The 19,400-nt window shown below is 59.6% G+C and carries 13 protein-coding genes; 2 read left to right on the top strand and 11 right to left on the bottom strand.

The window, feature by feature from the left end; genetic code table 11:
• Positions 1-111 precede the first annotated feature (111 nt).
• Entirely contained in the window at positions 112-2,754 is a 2,643-nt protein-coding gene (locus ACKVY0_RS27820; protein ID WP_409218233.1) for a PVC-type heme-binding CxxCH protein, read from the top strand.
• 1 nt (position 2,755) lies between these two features.
• On the opposite strand, the gene pdxA is transcribed toward ACKVY0_RS27820, so the two are convergent.
• From pdxA to ACKVY0_RS27860, 8 genes are all read right to left on the bottom strand, one after another.
• The gene (gene pdxA / locus ACKVY0_RS27825) at positions 2,756-3,751 is read right to left on the bottom strand and encodes a 4-hydroxythreonine-4-phosphate dehydrogenase PdxA (RefSeq protein ID WP_409218143.1); all 996 of its coding nucleotides are present in this window, start codon (positions 3,749-3,751) and stop codon (positions 2,756-2,758) included.
• A gap of 17 nt (positions 3,752-3,768) precedes the next feature.
• A complete protein-coding gene (locus ACKVY0_RS27830; protein WP_409218144.1) occupies positions 3,769-4,611 on the bottom strand; it encodes an alpha/beta fold hydrolase in 843 nt (280 codons plus the stop codon).
• Positions 4,608-5,051, bottom strand: a complete 444-nt coding sequence (locus ACKVY0_RS27835) for a hypothetical protein (protein ID WP_409218145.1) — start codon at positions 5,049-5,051, stop codon at positions 4,608-4,610. Before ACKVY0_RS27835 ends, ACKVY0_RS27830 begins: the two co-directional genes overlap by 4 nt.
• A gap of 86 nt (positions 5,052-5,137) precedes the next feature.
• Positions 5,138-6,550: a DUF1501 domain-containing protein gene (locus ACKVY0_RS27840; RefSeq protein ID WP_409218146.1), complete on the bottom strand. Its 1,413-nt coding sequence runs from the start codon at positions 6,548-6,550 to the stop codon at positions 5,138-5,140.
• 45 nt (positions 6,551-6,595) lie between these two features.
• Positions 6,596-7,918, bottom strand: a complete 1,323-nt coding sequence (locus ACKVY0_RS27845) for a DUF3883 domain-containing protein (protein ID WP_409218147.1) — start codon at positions 7,916-7,918, stop codon at positions 6,596-6,598.
• Positions 7,915-10,701, bottom strand: a complete 2,787-nt coding sequence (gene dcm, locus ACKVY0_RS27850; RefSeq protein WP_409218148.1) for a DNA (cytosine-5-)-methyltransferase — start codon at positions 10,699-10,701, stop codon at positions 7,915-7,917. The genes ACKVY0_RS27845 and dcm overlap by 4 nt, the downstream gene beginning before the upstream one ends.
• Positions 10,702-10,905: 204 nt before the next feature.
• Entirely contained in the window at positions 10,906-13,986 is a 3,081-nt protein-coding gene (locus ACKVY0_RS27855; protein ID WP_409218149.1) for a PSD1 and planctomycete cytochrome C domain-containing protein, read from the bottom strand.
• Between the two features lie 54 nt (positions 13,987-14,040).
• Positions 14,041-15,294 carry a hypothetical protein gene (locus ACKVY0_RS27860; RefSeq protein ID WP_409218150.1) on the bottom strand — a complete coding sequence of 418 codons (1,254 nt, stop codon included), beginning with the start codon at positions 15,292-15,294 and terminating at the stop codon, positions 14,041-14,043.
• 94 nt (positions 15,295-15,388) lie between these two features.
• Here ACKVY0_RS27860 and ACKVY0_RS27865 point away from each other — a divergent pair, with 94 nt between their 5' ends.
• Positions 15,389-16,261, top strand: a complete 873-nt coding sequence (locus ACKVY0_RS27865) for a right-handed parallel beta-helix repeat-containing protein (protein ID WP_409218151.1) — start codon at positions 15,389-15,391, stop codon at positions 16,259-16,261.
• Positions 16,262-16,270: 9 nt separating this feature from the next.
• Here ACKVY0_RS27865 and deoC read toward each other — a convergent pair whose 3' ends face one another.
• From deoC to ACKVY0_RS27880, 3 genes are all read right to left on the bottom strand, one after another.
• Positions 16,271-17,053, bottom strand: coding sequence for a deoxyribose-phosphate aldolase (gene deoC / locus ACKVY0_RS27870; RefSeq protein ID WP_409218152.1), 783 nt, complete (start codon positions 17,051-17,053; stop codon positions 16,271-16,273).
• A 179-nt stretch (positions 17,054-17,232) separates the two neighbouring features.
• Positions 17,233-17,892, bottom strand: a complete 660-nt coding sequence (locus tag ACKVY0_RS27875) for a hypothetical protein (RefSeq protein ID WP_409218153.1) — start codon at positions 17,890-17,892, stop codon at positions 17,233-17,235.
• Between the two features lie 247 nt (positions 17,893-18,139).
• Positions 18,140-19,381, bottom strand: a complete 1,242-nt coding sequence (locus ACKVY0_RS27880; protein ID WP_409218154.1) for a DUF1552 domain-containing protein — start codon at positions 19,379-19,381, stop codon at positions 18,140-18,142.
• Between the last annotated feature and the right edge of the window lie 19 nt (positions 19,382-19,400).

The following is a 19,400-nucleotide window of genomic DNA, read 5'->3' on the forward strand; positions in this document are numbered from 1 at the left end:
TCGACGGCAAGGCGCTCAACCACTGGAGCGGCAAAGCAGTATAGGACGAATAAGTCGTATGAGTCCTATAAGACCTATCCCTTAGCACCTGGACTCTCCTTCAAGGCCCACATCCTCCTTGATGGCTTCGGCTATCAAGACACGCACGAGACTCTGAACAGCTTCATCTGGGGCCCGGACGGCTGGCTTTACGGCAATCAAGGAGTGTTCAACACCGCCGCCATCGGCAAGCCGGGCTGTGATGCGAAGGATCGCGTCACGCTGCGGGCCGGGGTGTGGCGCTATCATCCGGTGCGACATGAGTTTGAAGTGTTCTGCCACGGCGGCAGCAACCAGTGGGGCCTCGACTACAACAGCAACGGCCACTTCTTCATGACTCACTGCCGCAGCTTCCACGGCAAAGGCGGCACCACGCACGCCATCCGCAACGGCCACTTCTGGAATCAATCAAACTCGAACTACGCGCCCTTCATCTCCGCCACTGCGCCCGCGTTTGCGCCTGATCTGCAAAACTACCTGCCCGCCTCCGCGCGTTACGACAGTGGTGAAGGCGGCGCGGGCAAACCCGGCACCACGGCCGTGTATGGCGGCCACTCGCACGTCGGCACGATGATCTACAACGGCGACAACTGGCCCGCGATCTACCGCGACCACCTCTTCACGCACAACCTGCACGGTCATCAGCTCAATCACCAGCACATGGTCCGCACCGGCAGCGGCTACGAGACCTTCCACGCCGGCTACGACCTGCTCTACAGCCCCGCCGCCGACTACATCCCCGTCGATCTCCAAACCGGCCCCGACGGCGCCGTCTATGTCATCGACTGGACCGACACCCAGCACTGCCACAACCCGGATGATGAAAAATGGGACCGCAGCAACGGGCGCATCTACCGCATCTCTTGGAAGGAGACGTACAAGCCGGTGAAGGTGCCGGAATGGCGAGACCACGGCTTTTTCGCGACTTTCGGCCACGGTGGTCTGCCTTCCGCAGATTCCGAAGGAAGTCGTGTGCTGTTGGACCGTCACTGGTGTCAGCGGATGGCGAGACGCTTGCTCCAGGAAGGCTCCTTTGAACCGAAGAGCGAGGATCGGATGCACGGACTGCCGGAACTTCGTGCCTTCCTGCAAGTCTTCTTCTCGCAGTCGATGCCGCTCAATGAGAAGCTCTCGATGTTGTGGAGTGCCTCCAGTGCACATCGGCGAGCCCCAGATCTACTTGCCGAGTTTTTTGAGCGAACAATCAAAGACACGTCCGACATCATCCGCTCCTGGGCCATCCAGCTCGCCACGGAGGAAGCCGGGAAGCCCAAGCTCAGCGCCGAAACACTGCTGGATCTCGCCAAGACCGATCCCTCACCCACCGTGCGTCTCGCGCTGGCGTCGGCGTTGCCGAAGCTGGATGCGGACACAGCTCTGGCGGTTGGCAGCGCGCTCGCCATGCACGCCGAGGACAAGGACGACCGCTTCCTGCCGAAGATGATTTGGTTTGGACTGGCGAGTAGGACAGGCATTTTGCCTGTCACGAGTGTCTCGGGCATTCTGCCCGAAGCAGCACCCGTAGCGGGCAGAATGCCCGCTGCACAAGCGACGGACAGAATGTCCATCCTACTCGCACTCGCGGCGAAGTCGCCGATGCCCTCGCTGGCCGATTCGATCCGCTGGTTTGCCGCCACGAGTGTCGAGGGACGCGAAGCACTGGTTCCAATGATTAAGACTGAGCGTGATCTGCAAATCCTCGCGTTTGGCATGAAGGACGAGGCTGCGGTGAAGATGCCAGAAGCGTGGCCGCAGGTTCGGTCGGACTTGTCGGACAAGTCTGACCTCGTCCGACAGATTTCAGCGCTCTTCGGTGATCAGAGCGTTCTCGCTGACATGCGCGGCGTGTTGGCTGACACCACCAAACTGCTGCCACAGCGTCGCAGCGCCTTTGATTTGCTCAAACGAGTCGGTGACACCGAGGCGACGCCTATTTTCGCGAAGCTGCTTGATGAAGCGGCTTTCACGTCGGCGGTGATTCCGCTGTTGTCGCGGTCGAATGATCCGGCCACCGCCTTGACCCTCCTTGACCGTTTTGACAAATTTGACCCTGCTGACCGCAGCGCCGCGCTGGGCGCTTTGACGAGCCGCGCGGAGCTGGCCTTGCCGCTGCTGCGTGCTGTGAAAACAAACACGTTCGACAAGAAGCACCTGAGCAGCCTGCAAATCCGCCAGATGCGCAATTTGAACCACGCGGAGGTCAATGCGCTGCTCGACGCGACCTGGGGCAAGGTGAACGACTCCAGCGAAGCTGCGAAGGCCAGCATCGCCAAAATCAAGCAGTCGTATGAAGCCGCGCCGCTGTGGGCCTTCAATGCCGGTGCCGGAGCTGAGACCTTCAAGCAAATCTGTGCCGTCTGTCATCCGCTGAACGGCGTCGGCGGCAAACTCGGCCCCGATCTCGCCGGATCGTGGCGCAATGGCCTCGACTACTTCCTGGAGAATATCATCGACCCGAACGCCGTCGTCGGAGACAACTTCCAGCTTCACGTCTTGACCAAAAAAGACGGCAGCGTCGTCTCCGGTGTCATCGAGCAGGAAACTGACACCGCGATCACAGCACGCACCGTCACCGAGTCCGTCATCATCGCCAAATCCGACCTCAAAGACCGCCAGAAGCTGCCGGTGTCGTTCATGCCACCCGGATTGCTCGAAGCGCTGCCAGAACGGAAGACACTGGAATTGCTGAAGTTTCTGCTGAGCAAGCGCGAGTAATTCACCGGGCCAGCTTTGCCGCCAGCAGCACGGCCTCGACGAGGCTGTTGCCGTTCGCCTTGCCCTGCCAGGCGATGTCGCAGGCGGTGCCGTGATCCACACTGGTACGCGGTACGGGCAGGCCGAGCGTGGTGTTCACCGCCGAATCAAATGCGATCATCTTCAGCGGGATCAGCGCCTGATCATGATACATGCAGATGTAGGCGTCCACATGGCGGCGCTTCGCCGGGATGAAAGCAGTGTCCGGGGGCAGCGGGCCTTCGATGGTGATGCCGCGGGCCTTCGCGGCGGCGATGGCAGGTGTAATGATGGCTTCCTCCTCGCCACGGCCAAACAGGCCATGCTCACCGGCATGTGGGTTCAGGCCGAGCACGGCGATCTTGGGTTTCTTGCCACGCACACGCTGCACGGCTTCGTCCGTCAGTTCGATGACATCCAAAATGCGGGCTGTGGTGAGTGAGGGAACCACGTCTTGGTAGCCGATGTGAACCGTCGCGAGGCTGCAGATCATCTCCTCGGAGAAAAAGGTCATGCAGGAACGTGCGGCGGCCATTTTCTCCGCATACATCTCCGTATGGCCGGGATAGGTAATGCCAGCGGCATGCAGCGCCTCCTTGTTCAATGGTGCCGTGGCCACCGCAGCCACCTGCTTTGCCAAAGCGGCCTCGATGCTCTTTTCGACGTAGCGATAACCTGCCGCACCGGTTCTGGCACTCACGCTGCCGGGAGTGAACTCTTCGGCATCGAAGCCAAACAGATCGAGCACCGCCGGGCCATCAATGGAACTGCATTGGTCCGCCCACTCGATCTCCGAAATGATGCGCTTCGGTGCCGGGAGGTTCGTCTGGCGCGCACAACGGGAGAGCAGCCGCGCATCGCCAAACACAACGGGCGTGGCGACCTCGCACAGAGCTTCGTTCGCGAGCAGTTGGAGGCAGATTTCGGGACCGACCCCGGCAGGGTCGCCCATGGTGACGGCAATGATTGGTTTGGACATTGAGCGCTGATTGTGGCTCAGCGCAGCGCCTTGTCGAGGAACTTGGCAACGATGACCGTGCGTTCATCATCGTAGAACTCAAGGCCGCCATGCTTGCTGCCGGGCAGCATGATAAGCCGCACCGGTAAATTGAGCGCCTCATACGCCTGCGCCATCTCCTGCGACTGCTCTGGAGGCATCTGTGGATCCGCATCGCCATGGATGAGCAGGAGCGGCGTATCGTCCTTGTCGAGATGCGCCACCGGACTGGCAAGCTTCGCGAGATCGGGCTTTTCCGTGGGCTGGCCGCCAAGGAGTAGTTGCAAAGCCGGAACGCGCATCTTGAGGCCAAACTCGGTGCTTTGAGGCAAAATCGTCTGCAGGTTTGATGCACCAAACAAACTCACGATGCACTGCACCTCGCTGCTTTGACTCAAATGCTCGCCGATGGTGCCTTCGAGCACCTTGTTTCCATTCGTAACGCCCACCAACGCCGCGAGATGCCCACCGGCGGATGAACCGATGATGGCAATGCGTGAGGTGTTGAGGTGAAACAGCTCCGACTTCGCCCGCAGGAAACGGATCGCGGCCTTGATGTCATGAATCTGCGCTGGGAACACCGCCTGCGTCGAAAGCCGGTAATCCACGCTCGCAATCGCGAAGCCGTGATCGAGCAACTTCGCGATGGGCACATCCGACTTCGATCCTGCCCGCCATGCTCCGCCGTGGACATAGACGATCAGCGGGGGATTGGTTGCCTGAGGGCGATGCAGATCAAGTTTGAGCGAGAGGTCGCCGACACGGGCATATTCGATGTCGGTTTGAGTCTCCGCGCATGCTGCGAAGGCGATGAGAAACAGGAGAAGGGCAATTTTCTTCATGGCTCGAACATCATCTGCTCTGGCGGCACTTCCAGCGTGATGTTCATGCCGTAAGCCAGTCCTTCCGTCCACGGCAGCAGCAGTTCGAGCACGTCGGGTTGCTGGAAATGCTCCGGCTTGGTGTCGGGATGCGGGAAGTAGATCAAGCCCGAGACTGGCTCAGCATCATCGCGATGCACAAGCACATCGAAGAACGAAAAATCTTCCGCTGGCTCGGTGGGATGCCATTGGAGATCACGAAACGTCCACTTCGACTTCACGACGCGATAGCTGAGCGGAGCGATGCTCACATTGAGCGTGCCTAGATGATAGGGACTCAAATCGAGGCCCAGTTCCTTGAAGAACGGCAACTGCATCCGCATCGTTCCGCCAGGGAAGCACGGATTGCCGTTTAGGCCGGAGGCGACGCGATGGCCTTGGACGATGATGGCGGGGATCATGGTTTGAGATGGTTGTAGCGCGGAATTCCGATTCCGCGACGGTGTATTCTCGGTATCGGAATACCGAGCTACACATCAGCGCAAGATCACGCCAGAATTTGCTTCACCACATGGCATGGCTCCACGCCGGTGAGTTTGAAGTCGAGACCGGCGGCACGGAAGCTGAGACGTTCGTGGTCGATACCGAGACAGTGGAGGATGGTGGCCTGCAAATCGGGGACATGGACTTCATCCTCGATGATGTTGAAGCCCATCTCGTCGGTGGCACCGAGGGTGACACCGCCTTTGATGCCGCCGCCGGCCAGCCACATGGTGAAGGCCTGCGGATGGTGATCGCGGCCCAAGGAGCGGCCAAGTGACACGCTAGCCTCGACCATCGGCGTGCGGCCGAATTCGCCGCCCCACACGACGAGCGTGCTGTCGAGCAGACCGCGTTGCTTGAGGTCTTTCACGAGCGCGGCACTAGCCTGGTCGGTGTTCTTGCAGTTGTTGCGCACGTTGCCCTCGACGTTGCTGTGGGCGTCCCAGCCTTCGTTGTAGATGTTGATGAAACGCACGCCGCGTTCGACCATGCGGCGTGCAAGCAGACAGGCGCGAGCGAAGGATGGCACCTTCGGATCGCAGCCGTAGAGTTCGAGTGTGGCCTTGTCTTCGCTGGTGAGATCCATCAGTTCGGGCGCTGAAGATTGCAGGCGATAGGCCATCTCGTAATTCGCGATGCGCGTGGCGGTCTCGCTGTCGCCATCGAGCTTGAGGCGGCGATGGTTCATCGCGTTGATGAGGTCGATGGTGTCCTTTTGCGTACCAGCCTCGATGCCCTGTGGCGTGCTGACATTTAAAATGGGATCGCCCGTGTTGCGGAAGCGCGTGCCGGAATACACGCTGGGCAAAAAGCCGCTGCTCCAGCATGCCGCACCACCGCTGATGCCGCTGCCGGTGCTCATGACGACGAAGCTCGGCAGATCACGCGTCTCCGCGCCGAGTCCATACGTCACCCACGAACCCATGCTGGGCCGTCCGGGCTGCGAGAAGCCGGTGTTCATGAAAATCTGCGCCGGCGCGTGGTTGAACTGCGTCGTGCGGCAGGATTTCACGATGGCGATGTCATCCACGATCGTCGCCAGATGTGGCAGCACCTCCGAAAGCTCCGCGCCGCACTGCCCGTGCTTCGCAAACTTGAAGCGCGGCCCCAACACCGCCGCGTCCGGCCGGATGAAGGCATAACGCTGCCCGCCGATCACCGAAGGCGGCAGCGGTTTACCTTCATATTTCGTCAGCATCGGTTTGTGGTCGAACAGCTCCAACTGCGACGGCGCCCCGGCCATGAACATGTGGATGACGGCCTTCGCCTTCGGCGCATGATGCGAAACCGAGGCCACATTCGGACTTTTCGCCGCTCCACAGGCCGATTCTGCCAACAACGAGGCCAACGCGATCTTGCCGGTGCCAATGCCACAGTCTTCAAAGAAGTGACGGCGGGTGATGTTGGAGGTGTTCATAACTAGAAAGAATGCACAGCGAAATGAGACATTTAGGCGGAGCTTTCAGGCCAAGGCCGTGATGGGAACTGCTGCGGCAGACCAGGAGCTTCGGGAGATATTATGCGAGATGGTTCTTTGTTCGCTCGCCGTGCATCTGGTGGCTGGATCGGGCACCCAATAGACGGTGTTTAGCCCGACAGGATTGAAATTTTCCAGCACGGCGAGTATGTAGCTTTCACCATGAACTAAGGCCTGCTGCCACTCGCGGGCTGTTAATGATGGAGAGCATTGGCCGAGTGAACTTTTCACCTCAACGTACCGCTTCACTCTCCCCTTCTCAGCGAACAAGTCATAGCCAAGCTGCTGGCGGGAAACGTGATGAACCGTCCATCCGGCTGCTTGCAAGGCGCTCACGACGTACTGTTCGGCGTCCCAGCCCGTGTTGGATGATGGTGGTGGCACGGGCGTGCCGGACAGAACTGGCGTAAAAGGAATTTGACGCAGTGATCGTGCTTTACGTGAAGCCTGAGCAACGGGAGTTCTGGTTGAGGCTCCAGACCAAAGTGTAAGCTCTGCATTATCCCAGCCGAACATGCTGAGCATGCGAGCATTTTGAGCATTGCTCGCCGTGGCGTCAAAATAAGCGTCGAACTCGGAGTCTTTGAAATGGAAGTCATCCATGAACTCCTGACGGCTCACGGTCTGACGCGTGCCGATTCCCCAGGATGGATCGCTGTCATGATACAGCGCGATGATCATGGGGAGAACTGGCAGCTTACGCCCCTCATGGGTGAGCACTGGAGCGAAATTGGGGATGTTTTGGAGATCGATCACTGCATAGCCCGCGCCCTGCGGATCGGCACGCAGCCACTTTGGCTGGCTTTCATCTCTGTGAGCGTCGTATGAACCTCCGGCATCACAAAGAGAACATTCAGCGCTTCTCAAAGAGCCTGATCGTTGCGGAGCCAAATATCGGCAGTTAACTCGATTTTCAGCCAGGAAAGTCAGACTCGACAGGTCTTCGATTGGCGCATAGCAAATCATACCCTTCTGGATGTGGAGATTGTTACGCCATGTGTTTTGAGCGCCTTTGTTTCCGGGTTTGGTGAGTCCCGTTCTGGCGAGATAGCTGGCCTCGAAGAGTGAAAGCACGCCGTCATGCGCGGGACGAGATGATTTATGATAAAGATCATCCAGCAGTGATTGAAGAACCTCAGGCGTCGCAAACGAGCCTGAATACATGCTGGGCAATTGGTTTTGGAAGAACTTTAACCCGAGGAAAATCTGGATAAACCGGCCTTTGAATCCTGCGCCCGTCATTTTTCGATGTGCCTTCAAGCACTCCAAAGCCGTCTGAAATGCCTCTGGATCGCTGACAGGAATCATCGAGAAAGTCCTCCATTCGATTTCAGTCCAGCCAGGTACTCCGTGGGCGAGAAAATGCCGCGCATGAATCGCTGATAAGATGTGCTCGCGGCTTTGAGATAGCCTTTGGCTGAGCCATCTTCACCGGGCGTCAATGGTGGCAAGTCCAGAAGTGCTTCGGCCACACCAATAGCCGGACTGGCTGATTGAAAAAGATCACGTCCTTTTTGCAAAGTGGTGACCGGGGTTGGCGCTTGGATGACACCCCATGCTTTCGGCACACTGACGAGCACGAGCCTTGTGCGACGCTGCGGGATGCCATATTCCTCCGCCTGGAGTATCCAGGGAGTGAGGGTGTTGCCCGGCAGGGCGAGTTCGCTTTTGATCATCTCAAACACGGCTCCGCCATCCATGTTAAGCAGGCCGGAGACATTTTCGAAGATAAAACCATCAGGCCGAAGCTGGTGAATGAGCTTTTTGAACTCATTGAAGAGGTGATTGCGATCATCATCAAGGGTCCGTCGCTTGCCTGCTGTGGAGAAACCCTGGCATGGAGGCCCCCCGATCACAAAAAAGGGTTCGCCTTGCCTTCTGTTCGTCTCGGCATGGCGTACAATCTCATCGAAGATCTCCTTGTGGCGAATATCTCCGCAAACGGTCACAGGATGAATGTTCCGGCGATAGGTGGCGAGGAACGAAGCCTCAATGTCATTGGCCACCACTGGCTGCCACCCGGCCCAACGAAAACCGAGCGAAAGCCCGCCTGCACCGGAGAACAGATCGACATACTGCCCCGTGACTCCGAGCTGTCGAGCGATCTGGAAGGCAAGGAGAGGCGGCACAGCGTTTCCGACCTGCTTGTGGATGGACGCATGACTGCCCTCGAAAATAAAACTGTCGGGGAAAGATTGCAGCCGTGCCGCCTCGCGCTCAGACAGGACGCGGTGCTGTCCGCCCTCGTAGTCGTAGTGCAGATGGCAGCCGTTCCCAGGCCGGTTGAAATAGGTGTTGATCGTGTACGAGGGACGATCTGGATGCAGTCTGCCGTAGTAGGTGGAGCGGCTGCCTCCACCTGCGGCATAGCTCACGCGAATAGAGTGCAGGCGCTGAGAGGGAACCTCCACGGGGATGTCCTTCCAGTTTCCACCCGGAGGGACGGCGACAGCCGTTTGCAGGTCGAGCTGGCTCAACCGGGCAGTGTAATGATTGGGGATGGGAAAGGCGGCTGGCACGTTTGCTGGTGCGGTGGATGCGTGACCATTCTTGGGCGGTTTGACCTTGTCTCGCAACAGGTCATACGCAGCCGCGTCAAGCCCGGGAAATCCGTCCAGGATGGCGAGACGCTCTTCTCGGCTTAGCCCCATCGCAGAAGCCAGTTCATGCTCGATCATCCACTCGGCCTGTGAATCACCCTGCAATGCGCGGTCCACATGAGGGGCAAGCAAGCGGACGAGCGCCCAATCTTCCAGGTCTGCCACATGCACACCACGCACCGCGCTGAGAGACACATGACCAGTTCCCAGCCGCGAGCGAAGTTGGAACTCAAACACCAGCGAGTTCAATACACCCAGCAGCGTCTTCAGCCGGTCTGTGCTCCCATCCTGGAAATACCCGACGTGAAGTGAATTGCCAGTCACCACCTTTGCTGGAAGCAAGGTCGCCACCATGCGGCGCACTTGCGACCGACGGGAGACATCACGCCAGGCGACTCTCGCATGCTTTGAAGAAGCCGGGATGTCAGTGACATGAGGTGCCAGATAGTCGGTGTGGTCTTGAGTTTGTCCGTAGCGTTCGATGTTTCTGCCTTTGATGAATGGCAGCATTCCCTCTGCACAAGTGAACGAGGCATAGTTCGTCTCGTCCAGCTCGCGCCCCAGCCAGAGATCGCCTCCGTGTGCCGTGGTGAAGCTGTTCATGGTCGGAAAATCAGACAGCTTCAACAACAGCCGCAGCTCTTCGCCGCCAAGCTCGACAGGGATGCGATAAGCGAGCTTTTGCAGGTCAGCGGTGGAGAGCGTCACATCTTCGCTGGCGACGATCTGCCGATCTCGATCGTGTCGGGTGACATGGAATCGAACCCCGCTGTCAGTGTCCCTAACCTGACTGCGAAACACTGCGGTAATGCAGGGTTGATCGACTTGATCGAAGGGCTTGGCCTCCGCCGGGTAGTGATCCACGTTCAACAACTCGTGGTGTGCGAGCATCCAACGTCGCAGCCCCACCGACACCTGATCCGCAAGGATCGACGCTGGCAAAACAATCCCGCAAACTCCGCCAGGAGCCAGCAACTCCAGCGCCAGCTCCAGTCCGCAGCGGGACAGGTTGGTGCCCCAGCCGTAGAGTTTCGTTTCAGGCTGCGAATGAGGCAGCAGTTCCGCAAGACGCCGGTCATAGGCTTTGAGCGAGGATTCAAACTTTCGGCGCTCGTCACCTGAGGCACCCGAAAGTTCGCGACGATCTGGCTTCAAGGCTTCCCATGGGGGATTAGTCAAAACCAGATTAAAGTTGCCCCGGCTGGCCAGTCCCTCCACGAAACTATCTCGGCATGAGACTTCCACCGTGCTTTTCAAACCAAGGCTGGCGAGTGTTTGCCTGATGTTCTGCCCGGCTTTTTCGATGCCGTCTTGATCGTTGTCCCAGACTTCAAAATGCCAACTCACAGACCTCAAAGCAGATTCCTGCGCGATCCTCTCGGCAAAAGCCTTCAACAGTCGGCCATCGCCAGCAAAGGGGTCGATGACACGTCGTTCTTTGTGTCCTGCAAACGCGGATAAATCCAGCCTCGAAACCAAATCGCGTGCCATCCAGTGCGGCGTGTAAAACCGCCCCGCCGCACGCCGGAGGAGATCCTTTCCGCCTGCCAGGCTCGAAGGCGACTCAGGGAGGTCAACGAGGTGGATCATGGGTGAAGTGGAATTGTTTTCAGAGGCTCACATTGTCATCCGAACACCCCCAGTCAATCAGCGTTACTGGAGGTGCCGAGATACTCGATGCGCTGAGCATTGTCGCTACGGATGTGTGATGGCTTCATCGAGATTCAATGCCGCACGGCTCACTGAGGCCCAGAGCGCTTCGCCTTCGAGTTCCTTGTCGCGCTGCTTTTGGAGGAAGGTTTTAAGCATGGCGAGCTCATCGGAGGAGGCGGGGCGGGTGGTGCAGCGGCGGAAGATGTTTTGGAGGCGGGTGTCGTCGTCTTGAGATTCGGCGATGACCTGCTTCGCCATGGCCTGCGCGGCTTCCATGAACATCTGGTCGTTGAGGAGCGTGAGGGCTTGCAGCGGGCTGTTGGAGACATCGCGCCTTGCCAGGCAGGCTTCGCCGGTGGGGGCGTCGAAGGTGGTGGCCATGGCGAAGGGCGCGGTGCGCTTGATGAAGGTGTAGAGGCTGCGGCGGAAGTGATCGTCGCCCTCGCTGACCTTCCACTCGAACTTGCCGTAGGTGCCTTCGGAAGTCACGCTCACCGGCTGCGGCGGGAAGACGCCCGGGCCGCCCATTTTCGCCGACAAAACGCCTGCGGCCTTCAACGCGGAGTCGCGGATGATTTCGGCATCGAGACGGAAACGCGAGGCGCGGGCGAGCAGGATGTTGTCGGGATCACGCTGCGCGAGTTCGGGCGTGATGCGGCTGCTTTGCTTGTAGGTGGCGCTGGTGACAATAAGGCGGTGGAGCTTCTTCATCGACCAGCCCTGCTTCACGAACTCGATGGCAAGCCAGTCGAGCAGCTCGGGATGCGAGGGCGGCTCGCTTTGATAGCCGAAGTCTTCGAGCGATTTCACGAGACCACGGCCAAAGAATGCCTGCCACTGGCGATTGACCGTGACGCGGGCGGTGAGCGGATTCTCGGCAGCGAAGAGCCACTTTGCGAAGGTGAGGCGATTCGCGGGCGCATCCTTCGGCAATGAAGGCAAGAAAGCGGGCACGCCGGGTTTCACCGCTTCCTTAGGCGAGAGGAATTCGCCGCGATGGTAGCGATGCGTGAGGCGCGGATTCGAGTCGGGGCGCTCGTTCATCACTAGCGTGGGCTGCCCGCGTGGCGGGTTCTTGCGTGCAGCGAGCAGCGGCGCAACGGCCTGCTTCATTTCGGGCGCGGTTTCGAGGAAGCGGCGCAGGAGGATGGCGTGGTCGGCAGTCGTAGGTTGGGTGTGTTCGGCGGCTGGTGCTTTCGCCTCGGCTATGATTCCCTGCGCCGAACCGCCCGACGTTTGGGCGCTGGTCGTGTTAGCGGTCACTCTTGGAGACGGGCGGGCTGTCGCCACACCCGTCCTACGGGCGAGCGCGTCTTCGACCGCCGCAGGATGCCCGGTGGCCGTAGCGTGATCGCTGGTGGTAAACGTGATGCGGAAATGGCCGAGCGGGCAGGCGAAGTGTTTTTCAAAGAGCATCTTCAAATCGAAGCCGTTGGTGAGATCGACGGGCTGCTCGAAATGAAACACGGCGGCGTGCTGCAGACCGTAGCCGCCGAGCACCTGCCAGCCGCTGGACATCTCGGCATCGAGCGTGGCGCTGGCGTTGTTGGTTTTACGGGCTTTCGCGGCTTTGGCCTGCGCTTTCGATTTTGCGGCGGCCTGGTCGTTGATGCGATCTTCCTCAGCGTCGTTCGTGGCTTCGGCGCGGGCGATTTTGACGCGCTGACCGTTTTGGAAAGCCTGGAGTTCACTGAGGAAGAATCCCCCGAGTGGTCCCTCGTAGTTGGTGAGTCCAGGGCCGTCATTTGGAAGACTTGAATGGCTGGCGACTTCGATGCGCAGTGCGGTCACGCCTTTGATCGGTGCTTTGAAGCTCAGGTCATAGACATCGCTCTTCGAGATGTCGCCACTGCCGAGGATGAAGCCATCGGGCTGCTGCTCCAGGTGCGGCATGGTGGTCTTCATCGCCGTGGGGCGGATGAGCAGCCAATTGGAGGCGCGGTGGGACTCGCCCTCGATCCAGCCGGCAAAGCGGCTTTCCATGGCCGCCGTACCGCCGGGGAACTTCGATGGCAATGACCGCTCTAGTTGCTCGATTTTGACCACGTTCTCATCCTGTCGCACTTTGATTTCTGGTGTGTAGATGTTGTAGGTCGGCTCGTCAGCGTTGTTGAGCAGCGCCATGACGCTGTAGTAGTCGGTGTGCAGGATGGGGTCGTATTTGTGCGTGTGGCACTGGCAGCAGTTCAGCGTGAGGCCCATCCACGCAGTGCCGGTGACGCTGACGCGGTCCACCATGGCGTAGAAGCGGTATTCATTCGGGTCGATGCCGCCTTCCTCATTGAGCATTGTGTTGCGATGAAAGCCGGTGGCGATGAGATCCTCCGGCGTGGCATTGGGCAGCATGTCACCGGCGATTTGTTTGATGCTGAATTGATCGAAGCGCATGTCTTCATTCAGCGCCTTCACCACCCAGTCGCGATACGGCCAGATCTGACGCGGACGGTCTTTCTCGAAGCCGTTCGTGTCCGCATAACGTGCGAGATCGAGCCAGCGTCGTGCCCAGCGTTCGCCGTATTGGGGAGAGCTGAGGAGCTGATCGACGAGATCTTCATAGGTCTTATGGGACTCATGTGACTTATGGACGAAGGCATCTGCCTCGGCGGGCCTGGGCGGCAGGCCGATGAGATCGAGATACACACGGCGGACGAGCGTGTAGGCATCAGCTTCTGGTGAAGGTTTCAGCCCTTCTTTTTCGAGACGCTCGCGGATGAAGTGGTCGATGCTCGCTTTCGGATCGGTGGAGGGTTTCGGCGGCGAATAGGCCCAATGCGCCTCATATTTCGCGCCTTCAGCGATCCAGGCTTTCAGCGTGGCCTTGTCCTTGTCCGACATGACCTTCTTCGTGTGCGGCGGCGGCATGACCTCGTCTTCATCGGTCGAAAGGATGCGCTTGATGACCTCGCTGGCGTCCGGCTTGCCAGGGACGATGGCGATCTCGCCGGATTTGCCCGCGCCGTGGGCGGATTCACTCAGATCAAGCCGCAGCTTGCCTTTGCGCGCGTGATCATCCATCCCGTGGCAGGTGAAACACTGCTGCGCGAGCACGGGGCGCACGTCGCGGTTGAAATCGACGGCGTGGGCTGAGGCGGCGAGTAGTAAGAGGAGGAAGATTGGCTTCATCAACATCACTAACGGCTTAAACCCGGGCTTTTGACATCAAGAACTGACTGGCGGTCACACCTTCGGCTTGATGAACAAGACCTCGGCGCGCTCGATCCAGCCTTTGCGCAAATCCATGCGGAACCAGCCGTCGCTGTTCTTCCGGTGAATGCGGCAGCCAGAACGCGGGCCGAACTCCTTGAGGTCGTATTGCGCCCAGGTCTTGCCCATGTCGGGCGAGTAGATGATGCCGCAGGCATAGGTCGAGGCCGGGGCGCAGTGCGTGGCGAGCATCACGCCGTCCTGCACGAGCATGTTGGCGGATTCAAACATGGGATTGAACAGCAGCGTGTGCTTCGACGTGTCGGTGATGTCTTTCGGATCACACATGAAGATGCCACGATCATGCCGGTTGGCGATGGCGGGGCCGTTGGCATCGGCGATCCAGTAGCATTTGCCGTCGATGAAGTTGATGCCGCCGCATTTGAAGCGGGAGTTGGAGTCCACCGAGATGACGAGCTGCCAGTCCAAAACATCGGCCTTGGCATCGTAGGTGCCGCGCAGCCAGTGGACTTCCTTGCCATGCGTGCGGTCGATGTCGCCGGTGCAGGCGTAGAAAGCGTTCTCGCCGGGGTTGTAGGTCACGTTGTGGACGTGGCGGGCGATGAGTTTGTTGTTGGGATTGCCGAGGAGTTTCGCAGGATCACCGTCCTTCTCCTGAAACTTGGGGTTCTGGCCGAAGGCATACGCGAGCTTCACGGTCTCGCCGTTGTCGGTCGAGTAGTAGATGTTCACCGGCACCGGACCACCGAGCACGTTGCAGTAGTTGCCCCACACGAGCATCTCTTTGCCATCGACCTCGAAACAGTGCTCGCCATCCAGCGAATGGAAGTACCAGCCCGGCTGTTCGGGATTCACCGGCGTGTGTGGCACATAATCGCTGCCATCGGGGTTCTTCACCGTGATGGGCCGATGCGTCTTGAGATTGTCGGTGCTAAGGAAAAGCTGCGCCCGCGTGGCAAAGACGATGTTTCCGTTCTTCAGAATGACGCTGAACGTGATGTTCTCCGCTTCGGCGAATTCAGCGCTATGCGGCCAAGTCTTGCCGTTGTCCTCGGACAGGAAGATCTTCCCGCCGCCGAAGCCGAAGGCTTTGTTGTCACGCTGCGAGTCGATGTAGGGGCCTTCGGGAGCGAGGCGATACCAGAAGTGCTCTGTGGATGCTGGCTCAGCGTGCAGCGTTGCAGTGTCTGACAGAAAAAGACCACCCACAGCGGCGGCAGTAGTTCCGATGAATTGGCGGCGATCAAGTGCGGAGGAGTGTTTCATGGTGTGCGCTCTATAACGCTGCGAGCAGCACGAATCGCACTCCACCGCGCATCCTTTGAAAGGCCGCCGCAAGCGGTCGCGATGGAGTCATGCCGTGCTTCTCCGCCTTCTTGCTCTCAGCACGCTCATCATCACGACCATTCACGCCCAGGAAATTCGCCGTGTGCCGCTGACTTTGAGCCAGGGCGGCACACCGGAGAATCCGGCGGTGTTTGATGGCAAAGGGATGATCATCGATCTCGGCATCGACGTCACCACGCGCGACTGGCAGAAGAACGGCGAGGTGTGGACTTCGAACGGTCCGTTTGCCAAACATCCGGCGGTCACGGACCCCCAGCGTGCGGTGCTGTTCATTGAGGAGGTGCCCATGCGGATTGCGCGTGATCGCGAGGCCGAGAAAAAAAGCGGTGTCGCAGGCCACGCCAGCTATACGGCCCCGGCGGCTCTCAAGCCAGGTGAGGTGGGGTTCACGGCGGCAGGCGCGATTTATTTCCGTTGGCCGACCGAGAAGCAGCCGGGCACCGCACGCATCATCCTGCCGCCTGCCAATCTCGCGAGCTGTGTGTCGATTCAATGCTCGCACATCACGGTGCGGAACATTACCGCGATCCACGCGGCGAATGATGGCTTCAACATTCACGGCGCGCGCATCGGCGTTCGTCTGGAGCACGTGAAGGCGCTCTCGAATGGCGACGAAGGCATCAGCGCCCATGAAACCGTGCAGATGGACGTGGTGGATGCCGAGATCGCCTGGAACGGCTCCTCCGCAGGCGGCGTGGCCGATGTGAACGACAGCGTCACGACCTACACCAACTGCGAGGTGCATCACAATCTCGCTGCCGCCTTCAGCTTCGCAGGAAAGTCACACCGCGTGACCAACTGCGTCATCCATCATCAAGCAAAGGACTTCGAGATGCGCGAAGACGCCCAACTGATCCAATCAGGCAACGAATGGCGAAGGGAGTGAGTGGCTCGGTCAATATCCACCTGAGCCGATCTTCCCACCTGATGTGTCCAGTGTGCCAGCGGCTTCACGTTTGCGGTAGTCGTCCATCATCGCGGCAGTCGCCGTCGCACCGCAGCGGCTGCCGCCGAGATCGCGGACTTTGATGAGGCCGTCGAGATCGCGCACACCACCGGCAGCTTTGACCTGGACCTTGGCAGAGACACTGGCGCGCATCAGAGCGAGATCGTGCTCCGTCGCGCCCTTGTAGTTGTAGCTGCCGTCGGGCTGCTTCACGAAGCCGTAGCCGCTGCTCGTCTTCACCCAGTCGGCTCCGGCGCGCTCGCTGAGCTGGCAGAGTTTGATTTTGAAATCATCGCTGCTGAGGCCAGCGCCGCCGTTGGTGAGGTAGTCGTTCTCGAAGATGACCTTCACCTTGGCACCGTGCTTATGGGCTTCATCGCAGACCGCCTTCACATCGATCTCCACATAGTTCCAGTCGCCGCCAAGGGCCTTGCCAAGGTTGATGACCATGTCGATCTCGCTCGCGCCGTCTTTGCAGGCCAGCTCCGTCTCGTAGCGTTTCGATTCGGTGGTGCTGTTGCCATGCGGAAAGCCGATCACCGCACCAACGAGCACGCCGGAGCCACGCAACCACTCGACGGCCTGCTTCACGGCGTAAGGCTTGATGCAAACCGAGGCCACCTGGTATTTGGCGGCCACCTTGCAGCCGTCTTCGAGGTCTTTGTCAGTCATCGTCGGGTGCAGCAACGAGTGATCGATCATCTTGGCGAGGTCGGAATAGGAATAGTTCATGGTGGAGACATCTGTGATAAGCCGCGCGCCATGTTTTGCAAACGCTCCCATTGTTCCGGCTCCGGGGCGAGCAGGATGACATCAATGGGATGGACATGGCCCGCGACATCGAGGACAAAGTTTTTCGGCAGCGCGTCACTGGCGGCGATCTCGCGGTCGCGATGAATCCAAGCGCCTTCTTAGGCTTTTAAAAAGCCGGTACGCCACATGTAGGCATCGATCTGCGTCAGGTTCGGCTCCGGCCGTTCCGGGTTCACGCGATACCACGGCTGGCTGGTGACGAGGCGCGGATGCTCCTCATTGGGATAGCGCAGCCAGCCTTCGATGAGCACCTCGTCATCAAAGAGTTCGTTTACCCAGGCGAGGCGCTGCAAATAGTCCTCCAGCCCGCCCCATGCACCAAACTCGCCGGGCATCGTGAGCTTGATCACCCGGCGCGCTGCGGGATCAAAGAAGGCATTGTGCTCTGCGCCGTTTCGATGCTTGAGACCGGCGGTGCCGAGAGTGAATCGTTGCGCGTCGAGTTCCGGTAATGCTGCAAGGCCGCCAGTGATGGATTCGGCTGCGTCGGCTGCGGTCCATGCGCGCGCACTCCCGCCAGCGCCTGCTCCAGCGGCACGGCTGCGGACGCGCTCAAGCGCTCGGCGAGGGTTCCGATACGGATAGATGACAGCTCCGGCTTCATGGTGCCGAGCATCGCTCACGGGCTCGCCCGCCGCAACCATTCGGATGAAGTCCGGCAGCGGAGCCGATGGTGCAGGCTCTGTGGCAGTCACATCCTCCAGCCGCTTCGCAGGCGGAGGAGACAGGCTGGCGAGCATGCGGCGAATCCAGGACACAGCTGCGATTCATCGCGGATGCCGCATTGTACGCAAGCGGATGTCACCTCAGCGTAAAGATGCAGTCGGACTCACGACAGCGCGGCAGCGTCTTGGAGTGCTCCAGCCCTCTGGAACTTTGCGCAGGCCTGGGGACGCTCGAAAGCGCCAGAGGACTGGCGCACTCCAGAACGCTGCCGCGATATAGCACACCATCCGGTGTCTTCGCGTTGCCTGGAATAAGCGGCAGGTGCTGCCTGGCTACGGCTCACGCAAACTCCAGTCCCTTCAGCGGTCCGGTCGCGGTGCCGAATTTTTTGTCAGCGAGACCGAACTGATTGAGGACGCTGACATAAAGATTGCTCAGCGGCACAGTGCTGGGATCGAAGGCGAGGTGCTGGCCGTGTTTGAAGCGACCGCCCATGAGCAGGACGGGGAGGTCTTTGTTGCTGTGGTTGGAGGCGTTGCCGAGGCTGGAGGTCACGAGGATCGTGGTGCGGTCGAGCAGGTTGGAATCGCCTTCCTTGGCGTTCTTGAGGTTGGTGAGCAGTGTTTTCAGCTCCTTGAACAGTTCCTTCTCGACGAGCTTGAGCTGCGTGATGTTGTTCGCGTCCATGCCGTGATGTGAGAGCGAATGGTAGCCGTTCGAGACGCCCTGGATGTTGACGTTGTTCTGCTGGAAGTAGCTGAAGGTCACGACGCGGGTGGAGTCGGTCTTGAAGGCGAGATAGGTCATGTCGCACACGTTGCGAAGCTGCGTGACGATCTCAGACGGGCTGGTGGGATCACGCGGCGCTTGTGCATCGACCTGGGGCTTGGCCGTATGCACCCAACTCTCGGATTTCACCAGGCGGCGCTCGGTTTCGCGCACGGAGTCGAAGTATTCCTCCAACTTTTCCTGATCGGCCTGCGAGAGCTGCGGTTTGAGGGATTTCGCCTGCCGCTGCACGAGATCCATGATGCTTTTGCCCTGGCCAATCTCCTGGATGACCTTGTCGGCGGTGGATCTGCCTTCGCTGACGAACAGCTTCGCATACACGTTCGCCATCTTGCTTTCCGCAGGCACCATGGAGCCGCTGTCGGTCCAGGAGAACTGATTGTGACCGACGGAAAGCGCAAGCGAATCAAACCGCGTCTCCTGGCCGACCTGTGCGGCGATGTATTGGTCAAGCGAGCGCACGTTGCGCACGTTCGAGGGCTGTCCGGTGAAGATGCGCGCCTCGGCGCTGTGACCGCCACCGACGCCCGGATGATCGAGGCCCGAGATGACGGTGAAGTGATCGCGGAACTCGTCGATGATGGAAAGATACTCAGAGGTCTCGTAGCCGACGCCTGCTGCCTTCGGCATCAATGCCTCGCGATAAAGGCCCAGCGGCACGCCAATGAGGATGAGTCGCTGCGGCACGGCCTTCGAGTCTGCCGCATGAGCGAAACCGCCCAGCGATTCCAGCCACGGTAGACCGAGCATAGCGCTGCTGCCTTTGATGAAGTTTCTGCGGTTGATGTGCATGGCGTAGTTGAAGTGACGA

The sequence above is a fragment of the Prosthecobacter sp. genome (assembly GCF_046154365.1).
Lineage (GTDB): Bacteria > Verrucomicrobiota > Verrucomicrobiia > Verrucomicrobiales > Verrucomicrobiaceae > Prosthecobacter.

Bases quoted from the DNA above. Each gene is read 5' to 3' on its own strand.
- pdxA (WP_409218143.1), bottom strand. From the start codon at position 3,751: ATGTCCAAACCAATCATTGCCGTCACCATGGGCGACCCTGCCGGGGTC.
- ACKVY0_RS27830 (WP_409218144.1), bottom strand. From the start codon at position 4,611: ATGAAGAAAATTGCCCTTCTCCTGTTTCTCATCGCCTTCGCAGCATGC.
- ACKVY0_RS27835 (WP_409218145.1), bottom strand. From the start codon at position 5,051: ATGATCCCCGCCATCATCGTCCAAGGCCATCGCGTCGCCTCCGGCCTA.
- ACKVY0_RS27840 (WP_409218146.1), bottom strand. From the start codon at position 6,550: ATGAACACCTCCAACATCACCCGCCGTCACTTCTTTGAAGACTGTGGC.
- ACKVY0_RS27845 (WP_409218147.1), bottom strand. From the start codon at position 7,918: ATGATTCCTGTCAGCGATCCAGAGGCATTTCAGACGGCTTTGGAGTGC.
- dcm (WP_409218148.1), bottom strand. From the start codon at position 10,701: ATGGCACGCGATTTGGTTTCGAGGCTGGATTTATCCGCGTTTGCAGGA.
- ACKVY0_RS27855 (WP_409218149.1), bottom strand. From the start codon at position 13,986: ATGAAGCCAATCTTCCTCCTCTTACTACTCGCCGCCTCAGCCCACGCC.
- ACKVY0_RS27860 (WP_409218150.1), bottom strand. From the start codon at position 15,294: ATGAAACACTCCTCCGCACTTGATCGCCGCCAATTCATCGGAACTACT.
- deoC (WP_409218152.1), bottom strand. From the start codon at position 17,053: ATGAACTATTCCTATTCCGACCTCGCCAAGATGATCGATCACTCGTTG.
- ACKVY0_RS27880 (WP_409218154.1), bottom strand. From the start codon at position 19,381: ATGCACATCAACCGCAGAAACTTCATCAAAGGCAGCAGCGCTATGCTC.